This window comes from Martelella sp. HB161492 (assembly GCF_013184775.1).
Taxonomy (GTDB): Bacteria; Pseudomonadota; Alphaproteobacteria; order Rhizobiales; family Rhizobiaceae; genus Martelella.
On the sequence record NZ_JAATVV010000008.1, the window covers coordinates 194,525 to 213,292 of the forward strand.

The window sequence follows — 18,768 nt, forward strand, 5'->3', positions numbered from 1 at the left end:
GGACCCCTCTTTGCGGATCGTTATGTCAGGCCTTGCGGGCCATATTGAATGTATTGAAAATCGCCTCGACCTCTTCATGGGTCTTTGCGACATCGACGCGCTTTTCGCCGAGCATCGCATCGGCGCGCTTGAGACGCACAAGCGTGTCGACGCTCAGTGGACGGGCGGCTTTGGCCGCCGCCTCGCTGTCAGCAAGCGTGCCCTGGCTGTGCAGCGCGATGTCATAGCCGGCATCAAGCACACCGGCGACGCGTGATGCCCAGGAGCCGCTGAGTGCTTCCATGGTCACGCAGTCGGAAATCAGCACGCCGTCATAGCCCATGCGCGTGCGGATAAAGTCGCAGACCGGTGCGGAGACGGAAGCGACCGTCGCCGGGTCGATCTCGGAATAGATCACATGGGCGACCATGGCCCAGGGAGCATGTTTCAGCGCCAGAAATGGCTTGAAATCGGAGGCAAACAGGGTCTCGAGCGGTGTCGAGATGGTCGGCAGCTCGAGATGCGGATCGACGGTGACGCGGCCATAGCCCGGAATATGCTTGATGATCGGCATCGACCCGACCGCAAGCATGGCCTCGACGACAATACGGCCAAGTTCGGTGACCACTTCGGGGTCATCGGAAAAAGCGCGTCCGCCGATAACCTCATGCATGCCCTTGAGCTGCAGATCGATCACCGGGGTGGTGCCGGAGCCGAGTTTCAGCTCGGACAGCATTGAGCCCATGGCGAGCGTCGAGAGTTTCAGTGCGCGTTTCGCCGCCTCCATATCCTTCATCGCCAGGGCGCCGAAATCACCCAGCGCCCGAAACAGCGGCCAGTTGCCATTGTTCAGCCGCTGAACACGCCCGCCCTCCTGATCGATGTAGACAGGTGCATCAGCGCGGCCGACGGCATCACGAAACTGATCGACCATGGCACGGATCTGGTCCGGTTCTTCGAGATTCCGGCGAAACAGAAACAGGCCATAGGGATTGGTCTCACGGAAAAAGGCGATTTCATCCGCGCTCAGGGAGAGACCCGGCATCCCGACAAAAAGCGCAAGCGGCGTTGAAGACATGACAGACGACTTTCAGCTCTGGTGTTTGTCGCGGAGAAGTCCGCGATAGATATCTTCGCCATCGGACGGGATGACGATCGCTCCCACGGCCTTCTGGTAGAATTCCGTCGGACCGGCAGCGCCGATGATGGCATAGGCATAGCCATCATCCTTCAACGCCCGAAGCGCCCGGTAAAGCAGAACCTTGCCGATTCCCTTGCCGCGCGAGGCCTCATCCACCCCGGTAGGACCAAAGAAACCGCGCGCTGTGGCATTGTAGCAGGCAAAACCGACCAGCCGTCCCGCATCTGTGGCAATGAAACAGCCCGGAGGCTTCTGCGCCATGGCCACCTGAACTTCACTTGCCCAATAGCGGCTGAAATTTTTCTCGGCCCATTCAATGATGAAATGGCTCTCCGGCGGAAGAGCCCTGCGTACCGTCACAGTCTCAGCCACGCGCGCCGAAGACAGCGCCTCAAACCGGCGCGCATAGAGATTTACCAGAAGATCCGCCATCGCCTTCCCCCCGAATGCGCCGGAAACAATACCAATCTAAAACAAATAAGAACCAGAATTTCGCAATTGGCAAGCGATGAATGACATATCTCGCCTGCGGCACGGCGGGATACTGTGGAATTCGCGCTGATCCCGGCATGACCGACCCGGCTCTACCGCCCCTTAAATTCATCCAATATACTGGTTTTTATGTATTAAATCAGATTCAGTGATCAATTTCCGATGGATAGCACTGATCCTGCGGCCGCAGCGCCAGCAAAGATGACAGCTTGCCCGGGAGGTGGTACGCGTCCAACGCGATTGGTCTTAAATGGGTTTCATGCAAACGGGTTGAACGGACATTCCGTGACCAGAAAAAAACGTCTTCCGATGGCGCATAATGTCAGCGCTTTCACTTGCACGTAAACCGTATTAATGTCCCCTCTCCGAAGCGGCTGATCCGGTTACCCCGGCCGCTGGAACAGTCCGGTCCGAAATGTTCCGCTGCCTGAGTAGAACATATCTGCCAAAACGAGAGAGTACCTGTGAACGATAAGTCGTCTGAAACGCAGATGTTCGAACTGGCCCCTGTGGCCATGTGGCTCGAAGATTTCTCTGATGTGAAAGCCATATTTGAGCGATGGCGCCGTGAGGGCGTCAGCGATATTCTCAGCTTTCTCACGCAACACCCGGCACAGGTTCTTGAATGCGCGCGCGCCATCAAGGTCCTGCGGGTCAATGCCAGAACGCTTGAACTCTTCGAGGCGCGGGATTTCAGCCATCTGGTCGCCAATCTTGAAACCATGTTCGCTGGCGACATGATGGAGACCCACCTCAACGAGCTGATCCAGCTTTTCGAGGGCAAGACCAGTTTTGCAAGCGACACCGTGAATTACACGCTGACCGGGAAGCGCCTCGATATCCACCTTCAGGGCACCGTCCTGCCCGGCGCCGAGCACAGTCTCGAGCGCGTTCTGGTGACAACGCAGGATGTGACAGCGCTCGAGGATGCCCGCCGCGCGGAGCGCAGCCAGATGCTTTATGCCAAGGGCCTGTTCGAGCACTCGCCGGTGTCGCTCTGGGTCGAGGATTTCAGCCGCATTCGCCTGATGATGGAAGATCTGCGCCAGCGCGGCATATCCGATCTCAGGGTTTTCACCGATGTTCACCCCGAATTCGTGCGCCAGTGCATGCGTGAAATCCGGGTTATCGACGTCAATCAGGCAACCCTGGAGCTGTTCAACGCCCCGGACCAGCAATCCCTTTTGCAGAACCAGCACATCATTTTCCGCGACGACATGCAGGAGCCTTTCCGCGAACAGCTGATCGATCTTTGGGAAGGCCGGCTGATGCATGTCCGCGAGGTGATGAACTACGCGCTGGACGGCTCGCAACGTTATGTCCTGCTGCAGTTTTCCGTCTTTCCAGGATATGAGAAGGACTGGTCTCTGGTGCTCGTGTCGCTGACGGATATCACCGCCCGCAAGAAGGCCGAGGCCTATCTGGAATATCTCGGCAAGCATGACGTGCTGACAAAGCTCTATAACCGCGCCTTCTACAGCGATGAGATCAACCGGCTGAACCGCAAGTCATTCCGCCCCGTCGCGATCCTGATCATCGATCTGAACGGGCTGAAGGAAGCCAATGACACACTCGGCCATGATGCCGGCGACAGCCTGCTCAGGCGGCTTGGCGAAGTTCTGAACGAGGCCGTGTCGCAGCCCAATTGTGTCGCACGGATAGGCGGCGATGAATTCGCCGTCCTCATGCCGGGCGCGCAGCTGGAGGACGCCACACTGATGGCCGACGATATCGGCCGGCTTCTGCACATCAACAACCAGTATTATTCCCAGCACCCTTTGAGCATCTCCGTCGGGATCGACGTTTGTGCCGAGGGTGAGCCCATGGAAACAGCGATTCGCCGGGCCGATAAGGAAATGTATCGCCAGAAACGTGCATTCTATGCGGTCAAGCCCAGCAATAGCGTATCGCAACGCTAGCCGTCGTCCTTTTGGATGCACCAGGACGCTCTATCGTATTGAATCCACGAATCGTTCTTTTCGAAAATCGATTCCGATTTTCGAGCCGATGCGCTAGGTCGCACGGATCCGCCCACGGGCCGGAAGGATTGCGCTAACAGGTTGAATCTGAACATCCGCCCCAAGACAGACGCACGGAATTCGCGTAATATCCGTCGATGACCGTCCCGGGGAGGATCAAGGCCGCGATGAGCCGACGCAAGGCTGAAACACATCCGACGACCGCAAGGCACGACTGGAAGCGCCTTTCCATTGCAGCAGGGCTCACCTTGCTGGTCGTCACGATCCTGCTCGGCGTGCTGGTATCGCAGCTTATGCGCGAACTGAATGATCTGCGCGAAAGCTCAAAAGACAACCTTCAGTGGTCGCTCGCCCAGCTTCAGGTTGAACTTCTGACCCTGCGTGAAGCCGCCGATGCGGTCGGACACGCCCCCACGGCCGAATCGCTCGCCGAACTGCGTCAGCGCTTCGACATTTTCTACAGCCGCATTGACACCCTTCAGACCGGGCCGGTCTTTATCGATGTCGCATCGGACGCAAAAACCGGCGCAGCCTTGAAGGAAATAAGGCTGCTTCTGGATGGTGCCCTGCCGATGATCGACGGCAGCGACACCGTGCTGACCGAAGGGATCCCCTGGCTTGAGCAGAATTTTGCGGCCATGCAGCCGAGTGTCCGCGAGATCGCCCTCGCCGGCGTGGACACCCTTGCCCGCAACGCCGACTATGAACGGGAAACCTTTTCCCATCTCCTGACGCAAACCGTTCTGCTTGCCTGCGGTGTCATCATCACCATGCTGCTGGCCCTTTTCATGCTGATCTGGCAATTCCGCATTGCTCGATTTCGGACCGAGGAACTCAAGGCCCGCAACCGCCTTTACGAGAGTGCCATCAATGCGTCTCTTGACGCCATTGTCGTCTCCAATGAAACCGGAACGATCCTTGATTTCAATCCCGCGGCCGAGCGGCTTTTCGGCTATACCCGCGACAGCGTTATCGGCAAGAGTGCCGAAAACCTGATCATCCCGCCCACGGACAGGCAGCTGCACCGCCAGCGCCGCCAACAGCTGCTGGCGCAGGCACCGGACGATATCCTGCTCTCCGGACGGCAGGAAATCGATGCCATGCGGGCCGATGGCGAAACCATTCCGGTTGAGCTCTCCCTCGGCCTGACCCGCCACGGTGACGGACAAATCCTGACCACCTACATGCGCGATATCTCCGAGCGCCGTCTGGCACAAAGGGCGATGGCCGAGGCGCGCGATGATGCACTCGCAACGGCCAAGGCGAAATCCGATTTTCTCGCCATCATGAGCCATGAAATGCGCACGCCGCTGAACGGCGTCATGGGGCTTCTGGATCTGCTGAGCGAGACCCGTCTGACGGCCAAACAGCGCGATTACGTGAAGACTGCAATCACATCCGGCGAGATCCTGCAACGCCATGTCGACGATGTCTTGAACATCAACCGGATTGAGGCCGGAGCGACAAGATTGCAGCCGACCCGTTTTCCGGTGGCCCCGCTGCTCACGGAGCTCAAGAAGATCAATGAACCGGCGGCGATTGCACGCGGCAACAGGATTGAAACAGAGATTTCCAAGGGCGCGGATAGCTTCATCCAGGATCGCCAGGCGCTGCGCCAGGTTCTGATCAACCTGATCGGCAATGCCGTCAAATTCACCGAAAACGGCACGATCCTGCTCAAGGCCCAACAGCATCGGCAGGACGGCACTTTCGAGTTCTCGGTCAGCGATACCGGCATCGGCATTTCCAAGGAAGACGCCGCGCGGATTTTCGACGATTTCGTGATGCTGGATCCGTCCTACAAGCGCACAGCGCCGGGCTCGGGCCTCGGCCTCGGCATTTCGCGCCGGATCACAGAACTGATGGGGGGCACGCTCGGGGTTACCAGCGAGCCGGGCCATGGCAGCCGTTTCTTCCTGCGACTGCCGCCACTCGCCCTGCCCGCCGCCGCGGAGAAAACCACAGCCGAACCGCTGACCGCGGGCAAGGACCCCGGTGAGACTGTCCCGCTTTCGGTGCTGCTGGTGGAAGACAATGAGACCAACCGCTTCGTTGCCCGGGAAATGCTGAAGCGTCACGGCTGCCGGATTACGGAAGCAAGTGACGGCGAGGAAGGCGTAGCACAGGCAGAGAATGCCCGCTTCGATCTCATTCTCATGGATGTCAGCATGCCCCGCCTCGATGGCATCGCCGCGACAGGCATGATCCGCAACGGGAACGGCCCCAACCGCAACACCCCGATTGTCGGGCTCACCGCCCATGCGCTGCCGGAAGATGGCGCAAGGCTGAAAGATGCCGGCATGCAGGACATCATGCTCAAGCCGCTTCGCGCTGCAACCGTTTCAGACCTGGTCGCCCGCTTCGCCGCAGCATCGGTGGAGAGAGACGAGACGCCGCCTCCTGCTTCAGACCGGCCGGAGGACCTGCTTGACCTCCAGACACTCGGAGAACTGGCCGAGGCTCTGCCCAGAAAACTGTTTAATCAGCAGCTCGACCGTTTCGTCGAGGAGCTGGCGGAATCACGCCATCGCTTCTGTGATGCTCCGACAGAAGGCAGCGATCTTGATGCGCTGGCCGCCTGTGCCCACAAGATGGCTGGCTCCGCTGCGGTCTTCGGCGCAACGGTGCTCAGGCTGAAACTCATCGAGGTCGAATCGGCGGCAAAACATGGCGATTCACAGCAGATTGCGCCGCTTTGCGAGAGCGCCCATCTGACGGCGAAGGGCACGCTCAACGCGATCAAGACCTTTGCCCGCAGCTATGGCGCTGCCGATTAGAGCGCCGTGCGTCCTTTTGGACGCAGCAGGACGCTCGATCTTATTGAATTGACGCATCGTTCTCTTCGAAAATCGATTCCGATTTTCGAGCCGATGCGCTAGCCACCCGCGCCGTCGCTTTTCTATACGAAAGCGTAGCGCACTGCGCCGAAGAGGCCGGTGCATGACCTTAGGCACGCTCCCGCTCTTATCTCGCCCCACTACAATATGGATCCAGATTGAATTTTTCCGCCCGGCGAGATTGAGGGCGCGCAATCACGGTTCACAAGGCACTGGCCACGAGAGCCGCTATCAGCGCCCCGCCTTGACCAGGCACCCGGTCCAGGGAGACCAAACATGCCGACATTTTCGGTCATCATCACTTGCTTCAACGCCGCCTCGACACTGGCCCAGACGCTCACCGCGGTCCTTGATCAGAGTTTCTGGGATCTTGAGATCATCGTTGTCGACCGCGGGTCGACAGATGAAACGCTGGCAATCGCCCGCGCCTATGCCAGCCGCAGCAGCCGCATCAAGCTGATAACGCAACACGAGAACAACCCGGCAGCAGCCTGCAACCGCGCTGCCCTCAATCATGCTGGCGGACGCTACCTCGCCTTTCTTCAGCCTGGCGATCTGTGGTCGCTGGACAAGCTCGATCTGGTGGCGCGGCGGCTGGAAAAAAGCGATGCGCCCGATCTCGTCTGCGGCAGGGTCGCCTTCTTCCGCGACCGCCCCGAACAGGCCGTGGCCAGATCAAGCCTATCCACTGTCGCACTCACGGTAGCGGATCTGCTGGCTGGCGATGGCATCTGCACCCGCTCCAATGTCGTGGTCACACGCAACGCCTTTACTGCCTCCGGCGGGTTCGACGCCTCAATCGCCGGCACGGCTGAAACCGAATGGCTGATCCGCCTTGCGGCCTCCGGCCGCCGCCTTGTGGGCATGAACGACATTGTCGTCTTCCAGCCGGTCAAGGACGGCCAGCTCCTGAACGACATCGCCGCCTGGCGCGCGGGCTGGGAAGCCGCCCGAAAAACCGCGATCAGGGCCGACCGCAGCCTGTCTCCTTCGACACTGCGCCTTGCTGAGGCAACGCATCTGAGCAGGCTGGCGCAGCATGCATTATGCACTGGTGCCGGACGCGGCACCGCCTTTCGGCTGGCGGCAGAGGCGCTGCGGATAAGCCCGGCATTGCCACTGCGCCAGCCGCAGCTTTACGGCCTGATAATGGCCGCGCTGCTGGAAAAGGCCAGCCTCCTGCCACCGCCGTCGCACCGGCAATGGCGCCGCTGTACCGGTCCCGATCAGCAGATGGGGCGTGGATTTGCCAAACCGGATTAATACCAGTATGGATCCAATAGAGAATTTTTGCCCCGGATCCGCGCCATGTCTGTTTCACGCCAGCTCCTCGATATCCTGCGACAGGATCTCGGCCAGTCCTCGCCCGATATCCCGCTCTACAAGCGACTAAAATCAGCGCTTGAAGGCATCATCCTGTCAAATGCGCTCAAGGCGGGAGAAACCCTGCCCGGCGAACGCGCGCTGGCCGAAGCGCTTTCGCTCTCCCGGGTCACGGTCCGCAAGAGCTTTGCACTGCTGGAAGAAGAAGGACTTTTACTGCGGCGCCATGGCGCGCGAACGGAAATCGGCTCACGGGTGGAGAAATCCCTGTCGACGCTGACCAGCTTTTCGGAAGATATCCGTGCCCGTGGCATGGAGCCAGGATGTCTTTGGATTTCAAAGATAATAACGCGTCCATCACCAACAGAAATGATGGCGCTCGGCCTTGGTGCCCATGAAATGGTGATGCGCATGCGCCGGGTGAGAACTGCGGATGAAAAGCCGATCGCGGTCGAAACGGCAACGATCCCCCAGCGCTTCCTGCCCGCACCGGATATGGTGAAGGAGTCGCTCTACGAAGCGCTTGCGGCACGTGGCTTCCTGCCCGACCGCGCCGTGCAGCGCATGCGGGCACGGCCGGCCACTGCCGAAGATGCCCGCTATCTTTCCTGCCCTCCAGCCTCGCCCTTGCTGGTGACCGAACGGCGCTGCTTCCTGGCTGGTGGCGAGGTCGTCGAATATTGCGAGACCAACTACCGCGGTGACGTGTATGACTTCGTGTTCGAGCTGCAACGATAATACCAGTTATTAACTGGTTGCACGCTGGTCTTTTTTGCGCTCCAATCCTCGCAAAAGAATGACAAGAGGGTCCGTCGTGGAGTACGCATTTCGTTCAGACAGCCTCATCGTATCGTGTCAGCCCGTGCCGGACGGACCGATGGATGATGGTATCTTCGTGGCCGCCTTTGCCGCCGCCGCAGAGGCAGCCGGTGCCGCAGCGCTCCGCGTGGAGTCGGCAGCCTATGTCAGGGCGACCCGTCCGGCGGTGAAAATTCCGATCATCGGAATCGTCAAGCGCGATCTCGATGACAGCCCCGTTCGCATCACGCCCTTTGTTTCCGATGTCGAGGATCTGGTCACAGCGGGTGCAGATGTGATTGCCTTTGACGCGACCGACCGCATCCGCCCCGTGACGGTGGCGGAACTGGTCAAGGCTGCCAAGGCCCATGGCAAGCTCACCATGGCTGATTGCGCCAGCCTGGATGACGCCAGACGGGCGCTGGCGCTGGGTGTCGATTTCGTCGGCACCACGCTTTCAGGCTATACAGGCCCGGGCCCGGAGCCGGTCGAGCCCGACTTTGCCTTGATTGCGGCGATGCGCGCGCTGACCCCGAATGTCATTGCCGAAGGGCGCATCCGCACGCCGGATCAAGCGTCAGCGGCAATTGCCGCAGGTGCCCGCAATGTCGTTGTCGGCTCGGCAATCACCCGTACCGAACATGCCACCGGCTGGTTCCGCGAAGCGGTGGAGAAAGCGAGCATCAGGCGTAGCGGTACCGCGCTGGCGCTCGATATCGGCGGCACGAAATCGATGGCCGCTCTGGTGACCGGCGGCACCGTCGTCGAAACCGTTACCATCGCCACGGCACGCGCGGAAGGTCCGGATGCCTGGCTTGCCGCCATTGCCGAGAAAACCAAAGCCTGGCGGGGCCGCTATACCCATGTCGGCATCGCCGCGACCGGGCTGATCGATCAGGGCAGCTGGCAGGCGCTCAACCCCAAGACGCTTGCCATTCCCGCCAATTATCCGCTGGAACAGCGCGCCAGCGCGATCTTCGGCGTCTCTGCCCGCGCCTTCAATGATGCCCAGGCAGCCGCCTGGGGCGAGTATCTGATTTCGGGCCATCCCGGCTCCTCTCTGGTTTTTCTCACCATCTCCACCGGGATCGGCGGCGGCGTCGTGATCAATGGCAGGCTCCTTACCGGCCTTGCCGGCCATTTCGGCCTGACCGGCGGCATGAGCCCGCTCGAGGATCGGGTATCCGGCCGTTTCATCGCCAGTGAAGCCGAACGGACCGGCCATGCCGGCGATGCAGTCAGCGTTTTTGCCGCAGCGGCGGCCGGGCAAGACTGGGCCGAGGCCATTGTCACGAAGACCGCCCAGAAGGTCGCGGCCCTGACGGCCGACATTCAGCTGATGTTCGACCCGGATGAAATCGTGGTCGGCGGCGGGATCGGTCTCGCCACCGGTTTTCTCGACCGGGTGAAAGCCGAACATCTTCACCTTGCTGAAAGACTGAGGCCACGACTTGCCGCCGCCCGCTCCGGAACGGCCGCCGGCATTCTCGGCGCCGCCGACATGGCCCTGACAGACGCCTGAAGCGGCGTCTGGACAATGCCCGCATGACGACAACTGAACAATAACGCATGAAAAAGGGAACAATCGATGATCAGAAGAACAGCTCTCGCGGCCTTTGCCGCCCTTCTTGCCGGCACAGCGCTGCCAGGTCTTGCCAATGCCAATGTCACCGTTCTCGGCTGGCCCGGCGGTTCGGAAGAAACCGCCCTTCGCGCCGTTGTCGACACCTATAACAAAACGGCCAGCGACGACGATCATGTCGACCTGATCTTCTTCAGCCGCGATGGTTTTTACGACAAGCTCCAGGCCGATCTTGCGGCCGGGTCCGATGCCTTTGACATCAACCTGATCGCGACCTATTCGATCGGCCGTTACGCGCCCTACATGGAACCGATCGAACTCGGCCCCGAGGCAGAAACGGTCTTTGGCGATGCCGTGCTCAAAACCATGCAGTATGACGGCAAGCAATATGGCGTGCCAACCGACCTGTCGCTGCATTTCATGTATTACCGCACCGACCTGCTCGACGAGCTTTTGGCCAATGACGCGGAAAAAGCCGAATATTCCAAAATTGCCGAACAATATCTTGGCAAACCGATGCAGCCCAAGCCCGCCGACGAGTGGACCTGGGACGACTGGGCGGCAACCGCGCTCTACTTCTCCAAGTCTGTGAACAAGGCCAGCCCGGTACGCTACGGCACCGTGCTGCAGATGAAGAACCTGCTGTTCAACATGATGGTGTTCCAGTCATTGCCGCGCTCCTATGGTGCGGACTGGGAAGATGCGAACGGCAATGTGACCATCGATTCCGAGGGTTATCGCAAGGGTCTTGAACTCTACAAGATGCTTTATGACGCCGGTGCGACCCCGAAGGATTCGCTGTCTTACGAATATCCAGAAACCAATGCCGCCTTCACCTCCGGCCAGGTGGCCACAGCGCTGCAATGGAACGCCGCCGCCGCTGATCTGATGGACCCGGAAAAGGCGCCTGCAGTTGCCGATGCCACCGGCATTGTCGCACCGCCTGCCGGTCCTGATGGCCGCGCCGACCATATTCACGGCCTCGGTCTTGGCCTCAACAAGAATGCCAAGAACAAGGAGGGTGCAATCAAGTTCCTGAAATGGCTCTCCACCGAGGATGCCGCGCTTCTTTACGCAACCAATGGCGGTTCGCCGGCACTGATGCCTGATGTCGTCGCCAAGATTGCCGATCAGCGCCCCGATCTCGTCGATCTCGGCCAGTTTGCAAGCAAGTATGGCTATGTCATGAATGGCGGAACCTCGGCCAATGCGCTGTCGATTTACGAGCTTCAGGCGCGTGAATTCACCGGTTACTGGTCGGGTCAGGAAACGCTGGATGAAGCGCTGGCCAACACCAAGTCCGGTATGGAAGCGCTTCTGAAGCAGTAAGTTCTGCGATTGCGGGCGGCGATCCCCTCCGCCGCTCACGTTCCGGGTGCGCCGGAACCGGGTCACGCTTCGGCCGAAGCCAGGGCGTGACCCGCAGCCGCGCCACCTCGGGAGCCCCTTTACGATTGACCAGGCGAGATGAAATGCACCTTATAAAGCCCGGCGAAGGACGCCTGTTTCTGTCACCGCTTGTCGTTTTCCTGTTGCTGTTTCTCGGCTTCCCGGCAATCGTGAACCTTGTCTACTCGGTTTCGAATGTGTCGTTTGAGACCCTGCGTGAACCGCATATCAGCGGTTTCGGCAATTATGTCGATGTGCTGAGCGACCGCCATTTCTGGCGCGCCTCGTGGTTTTCGCTGCGCTTCGGCATCATCACCGCCGTGCTGGAATGCGTGATCGGCCTGTTTCTGGCGATCTTCCTGTCGCCGCTTCTGGCCAAACGCTCCTGGCTGATGGCGCCGCTGATGCTGCCCCTGATGGTGGCGCCAGCCATGATCGGCCTGATGTACCGGCTCGTCCTGCATGAATTTGCCGGTCCGGTTCCCTATTATCTTTACCTCTGGTTCGGCGACAGTCCCGCCTTTCTCGATGCGGATAACGCGTTTCGCACGCTGGTGGTGATTGAAACCCTGCAATGGACACCCTTCGCCTTTCTGCTGTTCCACACCGCCTATTCCGCCATTCCGCTTGATGTGCGCGAGGCAGCCGCCCTGGACGGCGCGACCGGCTGGACGCTTCTGACCAAGGTGGAGCTGCCGCTGATCAAACCGACGCTTGTGGTCGCCTTCCTCATCCGCTTCATCGACGGATTCCGGGTTTTCGACAATATCTATGCCCTGACCGGCGCCGGTGCGGGCGGCTCCACCACATCGCTGTCGATCTACATCTATCAGGCCTTTTTCAAGGAGGGCGCCATCGGCAAGGCCGTCGCCGCCTCCGTCATCCTGTTCATCGTTTCACTGATCGTGCTTTACAGCCTGACGGCGCTTGGCCGCCGCAAGGGAGATCGCTGATGCTCAAATCATTGCGCTGGATCGTCTTTGTGATTGCCGCGGTGGCGATGAATTTCCCCGTCATTGTCACGCTGATCACCTCCTTCAAGAGTGCCCGCGAAATCGCCACCAATGCCGGTCTGTGGATCAACCACCCGACGCTTGCCAACTATCTCTCGGTGCTGACCGATACGTCGCGCTTCAACATCTGGCTTTATCTGTGGAACTCCACCGCGGCCTCGCTGATCGCCACCATTCTGGCGATGATCCTGACCTTTCCGGCCGCTTATGTGATCGCCCGCAGCGAGACAGGCCGCAAGGTGCTGTTTCCCATCGTTGTCAACTTGCGCGCCGTGCCGCTGATCATTTTCGCCATTCCGCTTTACATGATGTATCAGTGGGCCGGTCTTCTCGATACCCGGATCGGCCTTGGCCTGATCCTCACCATTGTCAACATTCCGCTGGCACTGGTCATTCTGGTCAACGCCATTTCCGATGTGCCGATCGAGCTGGACGAGGCTGCCAAGGTGGATGGCGCCAGCACATTGCACACGCTGCGCCGGGTGATCTGGCCGGTGGTGCGCCCTGCCCTTCTGACCACCTTCATCTTCGGCTTCATCACCGCGTGGAACGAGTTTCTCTTCGGTCTGATGCTGACGACCAACCATGCCGTGCCGATGACGGTCGGCGCCTCCTTCTTCTTCGCCGCCAGCGGCGGTGGTGTGAACTGGGGCACGGCGTCTGCGGTGATGATCATCGGCGCATTGCCGCCATCCGTGATCGGTCTGCTGATGTACAAGCAGATCTTCGGCTCGATGACCGCCGGTGCGGTGAAAGGCTAAAGCCAGGTCTTAAAAATTCTCGCCGGAGCGCCAGTGGAGAATGAAGCTTAAGGCGATCAGCGCTGGCGGCACAAGAAAGCAGAGCTTGCCCGCGACGAGATAGATAAGCGCTGCTGTTGCGCAGCCAATGCCAAAAGCGACCAGAGCCGGAACGAGCATCTTCAGCCGCCCGCTCACCTTTTCCCGGTCGATGTCGCGCCCGAACAGGATATCGGCCAGATCCAGCATGATCTGGGTCGTCGTGCCGGTCATCAATGTTGAAGGCGGTCGTTCCGGCAGATGAACGCGGTGCAGAGCGTTCTGCATGGCCATTGCGACGACCAGAACCATGCCGAGTACGATCTCGGCGGTGCTTGCGGTCTTGCCGAAGGTGATCGAAAACGCCATGCCAGCGGCGATCGAGAACAGGATGAACTTGGTCACCAGCAGGATCGTCACCACCGGATAGTCCTTCTCCTTCAGCCACTGTCCGAAGATACGGGCAGCGAAGATGGAAAGACAGAAGACCGGAATGGCGAGAAGCTTGGAAAATTCCCCGCCCGTACCATTGACAATGGAGGCCCCGAGCGTGACGAAATTGCCGGTGACATGGGCCACGAACAGCCCGTTCAGCGTGACAAAGCCCATTGTGTCAACATAGCCGCCGTTAAAGCTCAGAAGCGATGCAAGGACCGGTTTGGACATATGAAGTCTCCACGCTGATTGGAAGGCGAAGACTTTGCCGTCACGGCCGCGGCGAGGCAAGTGCTGCTTTCAGGCAAGCGCCTTCGGCATGGCGGAAGCCGCATGACGCGGGCCTGGCACGATACCGCGGTGGTTGAGATTGGCGATCACGCCGGCACCGAAGACGAGGGCTGCGAGTGCCAGTCCCGCAAGCGTCCACAGGAACAGCGAGGCACTGGCAGCGAGGATGCTGGGGGTGACAAAGGCAAATCCGGCGCAGACGAAACGGCTGACGGCATAGGAAAGACCGAGCGCGCTTGCTCTGGCACGGGCCGGAAAACTCTCCTGGGTCCAGACCTTGTAGGTCGCCTCACCGGCAAAGCAGCAGCCGAACTGGTAGAGGCAGAGGCCGATGATCACGAGGCCGAGCTGACTGCCCCCGGAAACCGCCAGCATGACCATAGCAACAACGATGGCTGCGGCGCCGGCATAGAAGACCGGGTTTCTGAAACGCGTATCGACGAGACGGACATAAAACACTGCAAGCGCTAAAACGACGATCTCGATTGCCACACTGAGGCCGGTGGCAAGAGGCTGCGACGCTCCCGAAACCATGACGAGAAAATAGTTCTGAAACTGACCGAAGGTGTTGGCGAGCAAGCCCCAGCAGATATAGAAAAGAATGATCAGCACGGTGGTGCGCCGCAGCACCGGATCACGAAACAGGCGGGCAAGCGCAAAGCCTGACGGCGCATTCTCCATGCCCTCATCCGGCGCCGATGACACCGGCGCGGCGCCGAACACGCCGCCAAAGGCACTCGCGGCGAAGGTGATAAGTCCGGTCAGCGCCAGCACCGTGAAGATGATGCGCACGCCCGCGAGACCAAGGCCGGAAAACACAAAGCCGAAGCCCATGGACCCGGCAATGCCGACCGTCCACATGACCTGCGTGAAGGAAACCAGCCGGGCCTGCGCATCCTGAGGGGCCCGCTCAGACAGAAGCGCGACCGAGGCCGGAAGTGCTGCACCGGAGGAGAAGCCGCCGATCACCGCCGCCAGAACAAGCATATCCGCGTTGCTGGCCAGCGCCATCAGTGCCGCACCCAGGGCAAAAACGATGATCGCGATGTTGAAGATGCGGTGATGGCCGAAGCGATCGGCAAGCGGACCGCCGACAAGGGCACCGGCGGCAATGGCCAGCGTCAGCCCGCCGCTGACAATACCGACGGCCCAGGCGCTCATGACAAAGGAAATCTGCCAGATGGCAATGGCGATGCCGACAGAAACGATGATGGAAGAGCCAAGATAAGACGCCATGCCTGCAGTCAGCGCCATCTTGAACAGCTGCCTGCCGCCACTGGCAGAAGAAACGGATCTGACCGTCATGAAATGCCCCGGACGCCGCACATTCCCGGCAGGTCGCGCGGCTTTGCGATCTCCTGACGGCATACAATGCGCGTAAGGCTGCTGCATCGCAATATCAAGGATCAGAATCAACTGACCGCACGGCCAAATTGCCGCAGCCGGAATTTTCACCCCCGCCGGCGATATCAGGCGCCGGGCGGGGAACGGAACTCAAGATCAGGCGGGCAGCGTGGAAAAGACGAAGCGCATGCGATGCGCATAATGTTCGCCAGCCTTCAGCACCACGGAGGGGAAGTTGGGATGATGCGGGCTGTCAGGATATTTCTGGGTCTCCAGCGCGAAACCGGCATAGGCGTGATAGGTCACACCGTCCTTGCCGGTGGTGGGGGCTGCCTGGTAATGCGCGGCCGTATAAAGCTGAACCCCCGGCTGGTTGGTATAAAGCGCCATGGCGCGGCCGCTCGCCGGATCATGCGCTTCTGCCGCCAGGTGCATTTCGCCATCATAGGCTGACAGGCAGAGATTATGATCATAGCCGATGCCCGGCCAGGTCTCGGTAATATGATCGCCGATCCGGTGCGCCGTGGTGAAATCGTAAGGCGTGCCGGTGACGGAGACGATCTCGCCGGTCGGGATCTTTTCCTCTGTTACCTGGGTATAGTGGTCGGCGCCGATCCACAGGATCTGATCTTCAACGCTGCCACTGCCGTGCCCACCGAGGTTCCAGTAGCCGTGATAGATGATGTTGGCGATGGTGGCCCGGTCGCTGACGGCTTCCATGGTCAGTTCCAAAGCCCCGTCATCGTCAAGCCGATAGGTCGTGGTCGCCTCAAGCGCGCCCGGATAGCCCTGATCACCATCAGGCGAATGAAGCCGGAAGATCACCGCATTGCGGGCTTCATCGGTCTCGGCGCGCCAGAACCTTTTGCCGAATCCCGGCAGGCCGCCATGCAGATGGTGCGGGCCGGAATTGGTCGGCAGCTGATAATCGACGCCGTCCAGGCTGAACTTGCCATAGGCAAGCCGGTTCGACAGCCGGCCACAGATCGCGCTGGCATTGCCGGGATTGCCGACATAGCTTGCCGGATCGTCATAGCCGATGACGATATCCTCGACCTTGCCCTTGCTGTCCGGGCGGGTCAGCCGGGTCATGATCGCGCCATAGGTCATGACCTCGATCTCGGTGTCTCCACCCTTCAGCCGATAGGCATCAACATCCTGACCATCGATCGTTCCGATGATGGCGTGCTTGATCTCATGATGTGCCAAGGCACCTTGCTCCTGTGCTCTTAAGATTGAAGCGCTGCGGCCGCCGGACATGCCGTTGCCAGAACATATCCGGCGGCTGCCTGCGGTCCGGGGCTCTGCGTTCCCCGAACCTAAGCGATATCAGCCAAATCCTGATTCCTGAAGGATCAGGATCAATCGCGTCCGATTGTCGCTTTCACCGTTTCGGCAACGCCCTTGGCGGTGATGCCGAACAGTTCGAACAGGACCGGCGGCGGGGCGGATTCACCAAAGCGATCAATGCCGACGCAACCACCTTCAAGGCCAACATATTTACGCCAGTATTCAGTTCCGGCCGCCTCGACCGAAATGCGCGGCACGGCTGCGGGCAGCACCTCTGCCTTATAGGCAGCATCCTGACGGTCGAAGACGAAGGTCGATGGCATCGAGACCACCCGGACATTCACGCCCTCGCCGGCGAGTGCCGCCTGCGCTTCCAGTGCCTGGCGCACTTCCGCACCCGTGGCGATGATGACGGCATCAAGCTTGCCCTTGGCCTCGCTCAGGACATAACCACCCTTGTGGATGAGGGCAGCCTGCGAGGTTTCGCGCTTGATCGGCGGCAGAACCTGACGGCTGAGCGACATCAGCGTCGGCGTATCGCGATGCTTGATTGCCACATCCCAGGCCACCGCTGCTTCGGCTGCATCACCCGGACGCCAGACATCAAGGTTCGGGATCAGCCGCAGCGAGCCCAGATGTTCGATCGGCTGGTGGGTCGGGCCATCTTCGCCGACGGCAATCGAATCATGCGAAAGCGCATAGATGACGCCGAGCTTCATCAGCGCTGCCATGCGGATGGCATTGCGCTGGTAATCGGAGAAGACCACATAGCCGCCGCCGAAGGGCCGGAAACCGCCATGCAGGAACAGGCCGTTCATGATCGCGCCCATGCCGAATTCGCGCACACCGCAATAGATGAAATTGCCGCCATCCTCATCCGTTACCGGCTTGGCCTTATCCCAGATCGAAAGGCACGAACCGGCGAGATCTGCCGAAGCGCCGATCAGCTCGGGCAACTCATCGCCCAGCATCTGCAGCACATTCTGGCTGGCCTTGCGCATCGGTATGGTTTCCGTCAGCCCTTCCGCCGACGCCGTGAAGGCAGCCATTTCGGCGTCAAAATCAGCAGGAAGATCGCCCTTCATCCGGCGCAGATATTCCTGAGCTTCGGCAGGATAGGCCTTTTCATAGGCAGAAAATGCCTCATCCCAGGCACTTTCGGCAGCCTTGCCTTCCGCCTCGGCATTGAAGCCGTCATAGACCGCCTGCGGGATCTCAAAGGGCGGAAGCGACCAGCCGATCGCCTCGCGGACGCGAGCGATTTCAGCATCCCCGAGCACGTTGCCGTGGCAATGGGCCTCACCGGCATAGGTGGGTGAACCCTTGCCGATCGTGGTCTTGCAGCAGATCAGCGTCGGCTGTTCGGTATTGGCCTTGGCCTTGGCAATCGCTGCATCGATCGCATCGACATTGTGACCGTCGACGGCGCGGATGACATGCCAGCCATAGGCCTCGAACCGCTTCGGCGTGTCATCGGTGAACCAGCCACTGACATGGCCATCAATCGAAATGCCATTATCGTCGTAAAGCGCAATCAGCTTGCCGAGCTTCAGCGTTCCGGCCAGCGAGCAGGCCTCGTGCGAAACGCCTTCCATCATGCAGCCATCACCGAGGAAGGTGAACGTGTGGTGATCGACGATGGTGTGGCCGGGCCTGTTGAAGCTTTTCGCCAGCATCTTTTCGGCGAGCGCCATGCCGACGGCATTGGCAATGCCCTGGCCGAGCGGGCCGGTGGTGGTTTCGACACCCGGCGTATAGCCATGTTCGGGATGGCCCGGCGTCTTGGAATGCAGCTGGCGGAAATTGCGGATGTCATCCATCGACAGATCATAGCCGGTCAGGTGCAGCAGGCTGTAAAGCAGCATCGAGCCATGGCCGTTCGACAGCACGAAGCGGTCGCGGTCCAGCCAGGCGGGATTTTTCGGATTGTGCTTCAGATGGCGGGTCCACAGCGCGACGCCGATTTCCGCCATGCCCATCGGCATGCCCGGATGACCGGAGACGGCTTTCTGGACGGCATCCATGGACAGAACCCGGATGGCATTGGCAAGGTCGGTTGAGGAGGCCTTGGTGGTGTTGCGGTCGAGCATTTTAAA

At 60.1% G+C, this 18,768-nt stretch carries 14 protein-coding genes; 8 read left to right on the forward strand and 6 right to left on the reverse strand.

All coding sequences use genetic code 11. The annotated features are described in order from the left end of the window. Positions 1-25: 25 nt before the first annotated feature. On the reverse strand, positions 26-1,057 hold the full coding sequence (locus HCK86_RS15115; protein WP_176085300.1) for a glycoside hydrolase family 3 protein: 1,032 nt from the start codon (positions 1,055-1,057) through the stop codon (positions 26-28). 12 nt (positions 1,058-1,069) lie between these two features. Further along, entirely contained in the window at positions 1,070-1,552 is a 483-nt protein-coding gene (locus HCK86_RS15120) for a GNAT family N-acetyltransferase (protein WP_176085301.1), read from the reverse strand. Positions 1,553-2,103: 551 nt separating this feature from the next. Here HCK86_RS15120 and HCK86_RS15125 point away from each other — a divergent pair. The 8 genes from HCK86_RS15125 to HCK86_RS15160 all read left to right on the forward strand — a co-directional run bounded on the left by HCK86_RS15125 (position 2,104) and on the right by HCK86_RS15160 (position 13,294). Continuing rightward, positions 2,104-3,531, forward strand: a complete 1,428-nt coding sequence (locus tag HCK86_RS15125) for a sensor domain-containing diguanylate cyclase (RefSeq protein ID WP_176085370.1) — start codon at positions 2,104-2,106, stop codon at positions 3,529-3,531. 227 nt (positions 3,532-3,758) lie between these two features. Next, positions 3,759-6,368, forward strand: coding sequence for an ATP-binding protein (locus HCK86_RS15130; protein ID WP_176085302.1), 2,610 nt, complete (start codon positions 3,759-3,761; stop codon positions 6,366-6,368). Between the two features lie 336 nt (positions 6,369-6,704). Next, a complete protein-coding gene (locus HCK86_RS15135) occupies positions 6,705-7,691 on the forward strand; it encodes a glycosyltransferase (RefSeq protein WP_176085303.1) in 987 nt (328 codons plus the stop codon). Positions 7,692-7,736: 45 nt separating this feature from the next. Beyond that, positions 7,737-8,489, forward strand: a complete 753-nt coding sequence (locus HCK86_RS15140) for a GntR family transcriptional regulator (RefSeq protein ID WP_176085304.1) — start codon at positions 7,737-7,739, stop codon at positions 8,487-8,489. 58 nt (positions 8,490-8,547) lie between these two features. Further along, positions 8,548-10,071, forward strand: a complete 1,524-nt coding sequence (locus HCK86_RS15145; RefSeq protein ID WP_176085305.1) for a putative N-acetylmannosamine-6-phosphate 2-epimerase — start codon at positions 8,548-8,550, stop codon at positions 10,069-10,071. Between the two features lie 66 nt (positions 10,072-10,137). Next, complete coding sequence (locus HCK86_RS15150) at positions 10,138-11,460, forward strand: sugar ABC transporter substrate-binding protein (protein ID WP_176085306.1); 1,323 nt, start codon at positions 10,138-10,140, stop codon at positions 11,458-11,460. A gap of 143 nt (positions 11,461-11,603) precedes the next feature. Next, positions 11,604-12,473: a sugar ABC transporter permease gene (locus HCK86_RS15155; RefSeq protein ID WP_176085307.1), complete on the forward strand. Its 870-nt coding sequence runs from the start codon at positions 11,604-11,606 to the stop codon at positions 12,471-12,473. Then, entirely contained in the window at positions 12,473-13,294 is an 822-nt protein-coding gene (locus HCK86_RS15160) for a carbohydrate ABC transporter permease (protein ID WP_176085308.1), read from the forward strand. The genes HCK86_RS15155 and HCK86_RS15160 overlap by 1 nt, the downstream gene beginning before the upstream one ends. A 9-nt stretch (positions 13,295-13,303) precedes the next feature. On the opposite strand, the gene HCK86_RS15165 is transcribed toward HCK86_RS15160, so the two are convergent. From HCK86_RS15165 to tkt, 4 genes are all read right to left on the reverse strand, one after another. Further along, on the reverse strand, positions 13,304-13,978 hold the full coding sequence (locus HCK86_RS15165) for a YoaK family protein (RefSeq protein WP_176085309.1): 675 nt from the start codon (positions 13,976-13,978) through the stop codon (positions 13,304-13,306). A gap of 69 nt (positions 13,979-14,047) precedes the next feature. Then, positions 14,048-15,343: an MFS transporter gene (locus tag HCK86_RS15170; RefSeq protein WP_176085310.1), complete on the reverse strand. Its 1,296-nt coding sequence runs from the start codon at positions 15,341-15,343 to the stop codon at positions 14,048-14,050. Between the two features lie 195 nt (positions 15,344-15,538). Beyond that, positions 15,539-16,591 carry an aldose epimerase family protein gene (locus HCK86_RS15175; RefSeq protein ID WP_246739624.1) on the reverse strand — a complete coding sequence of 351 codons (1,053 nt, stop codon included), beginning with the start codon at positions 16,589-16,591 and terminating at the stop codon, positions 15,539-15,541. Positions 16,592-16,743: 152 nt separating this feature from the next. Beyond that, positions 16,744-18,762 (reverse strand): transketolase, encoded by a 2,019-nt coding sequence (gene tkt / locus HCK86_RS15180; RefSeq protein WP_176085312.1) that lies wholly within the window; start codon positions 18,760-18,762, stop codon positions 16,744-16,746. Positions 18,763-18,768: the final 6 nt, after the last annotated feature.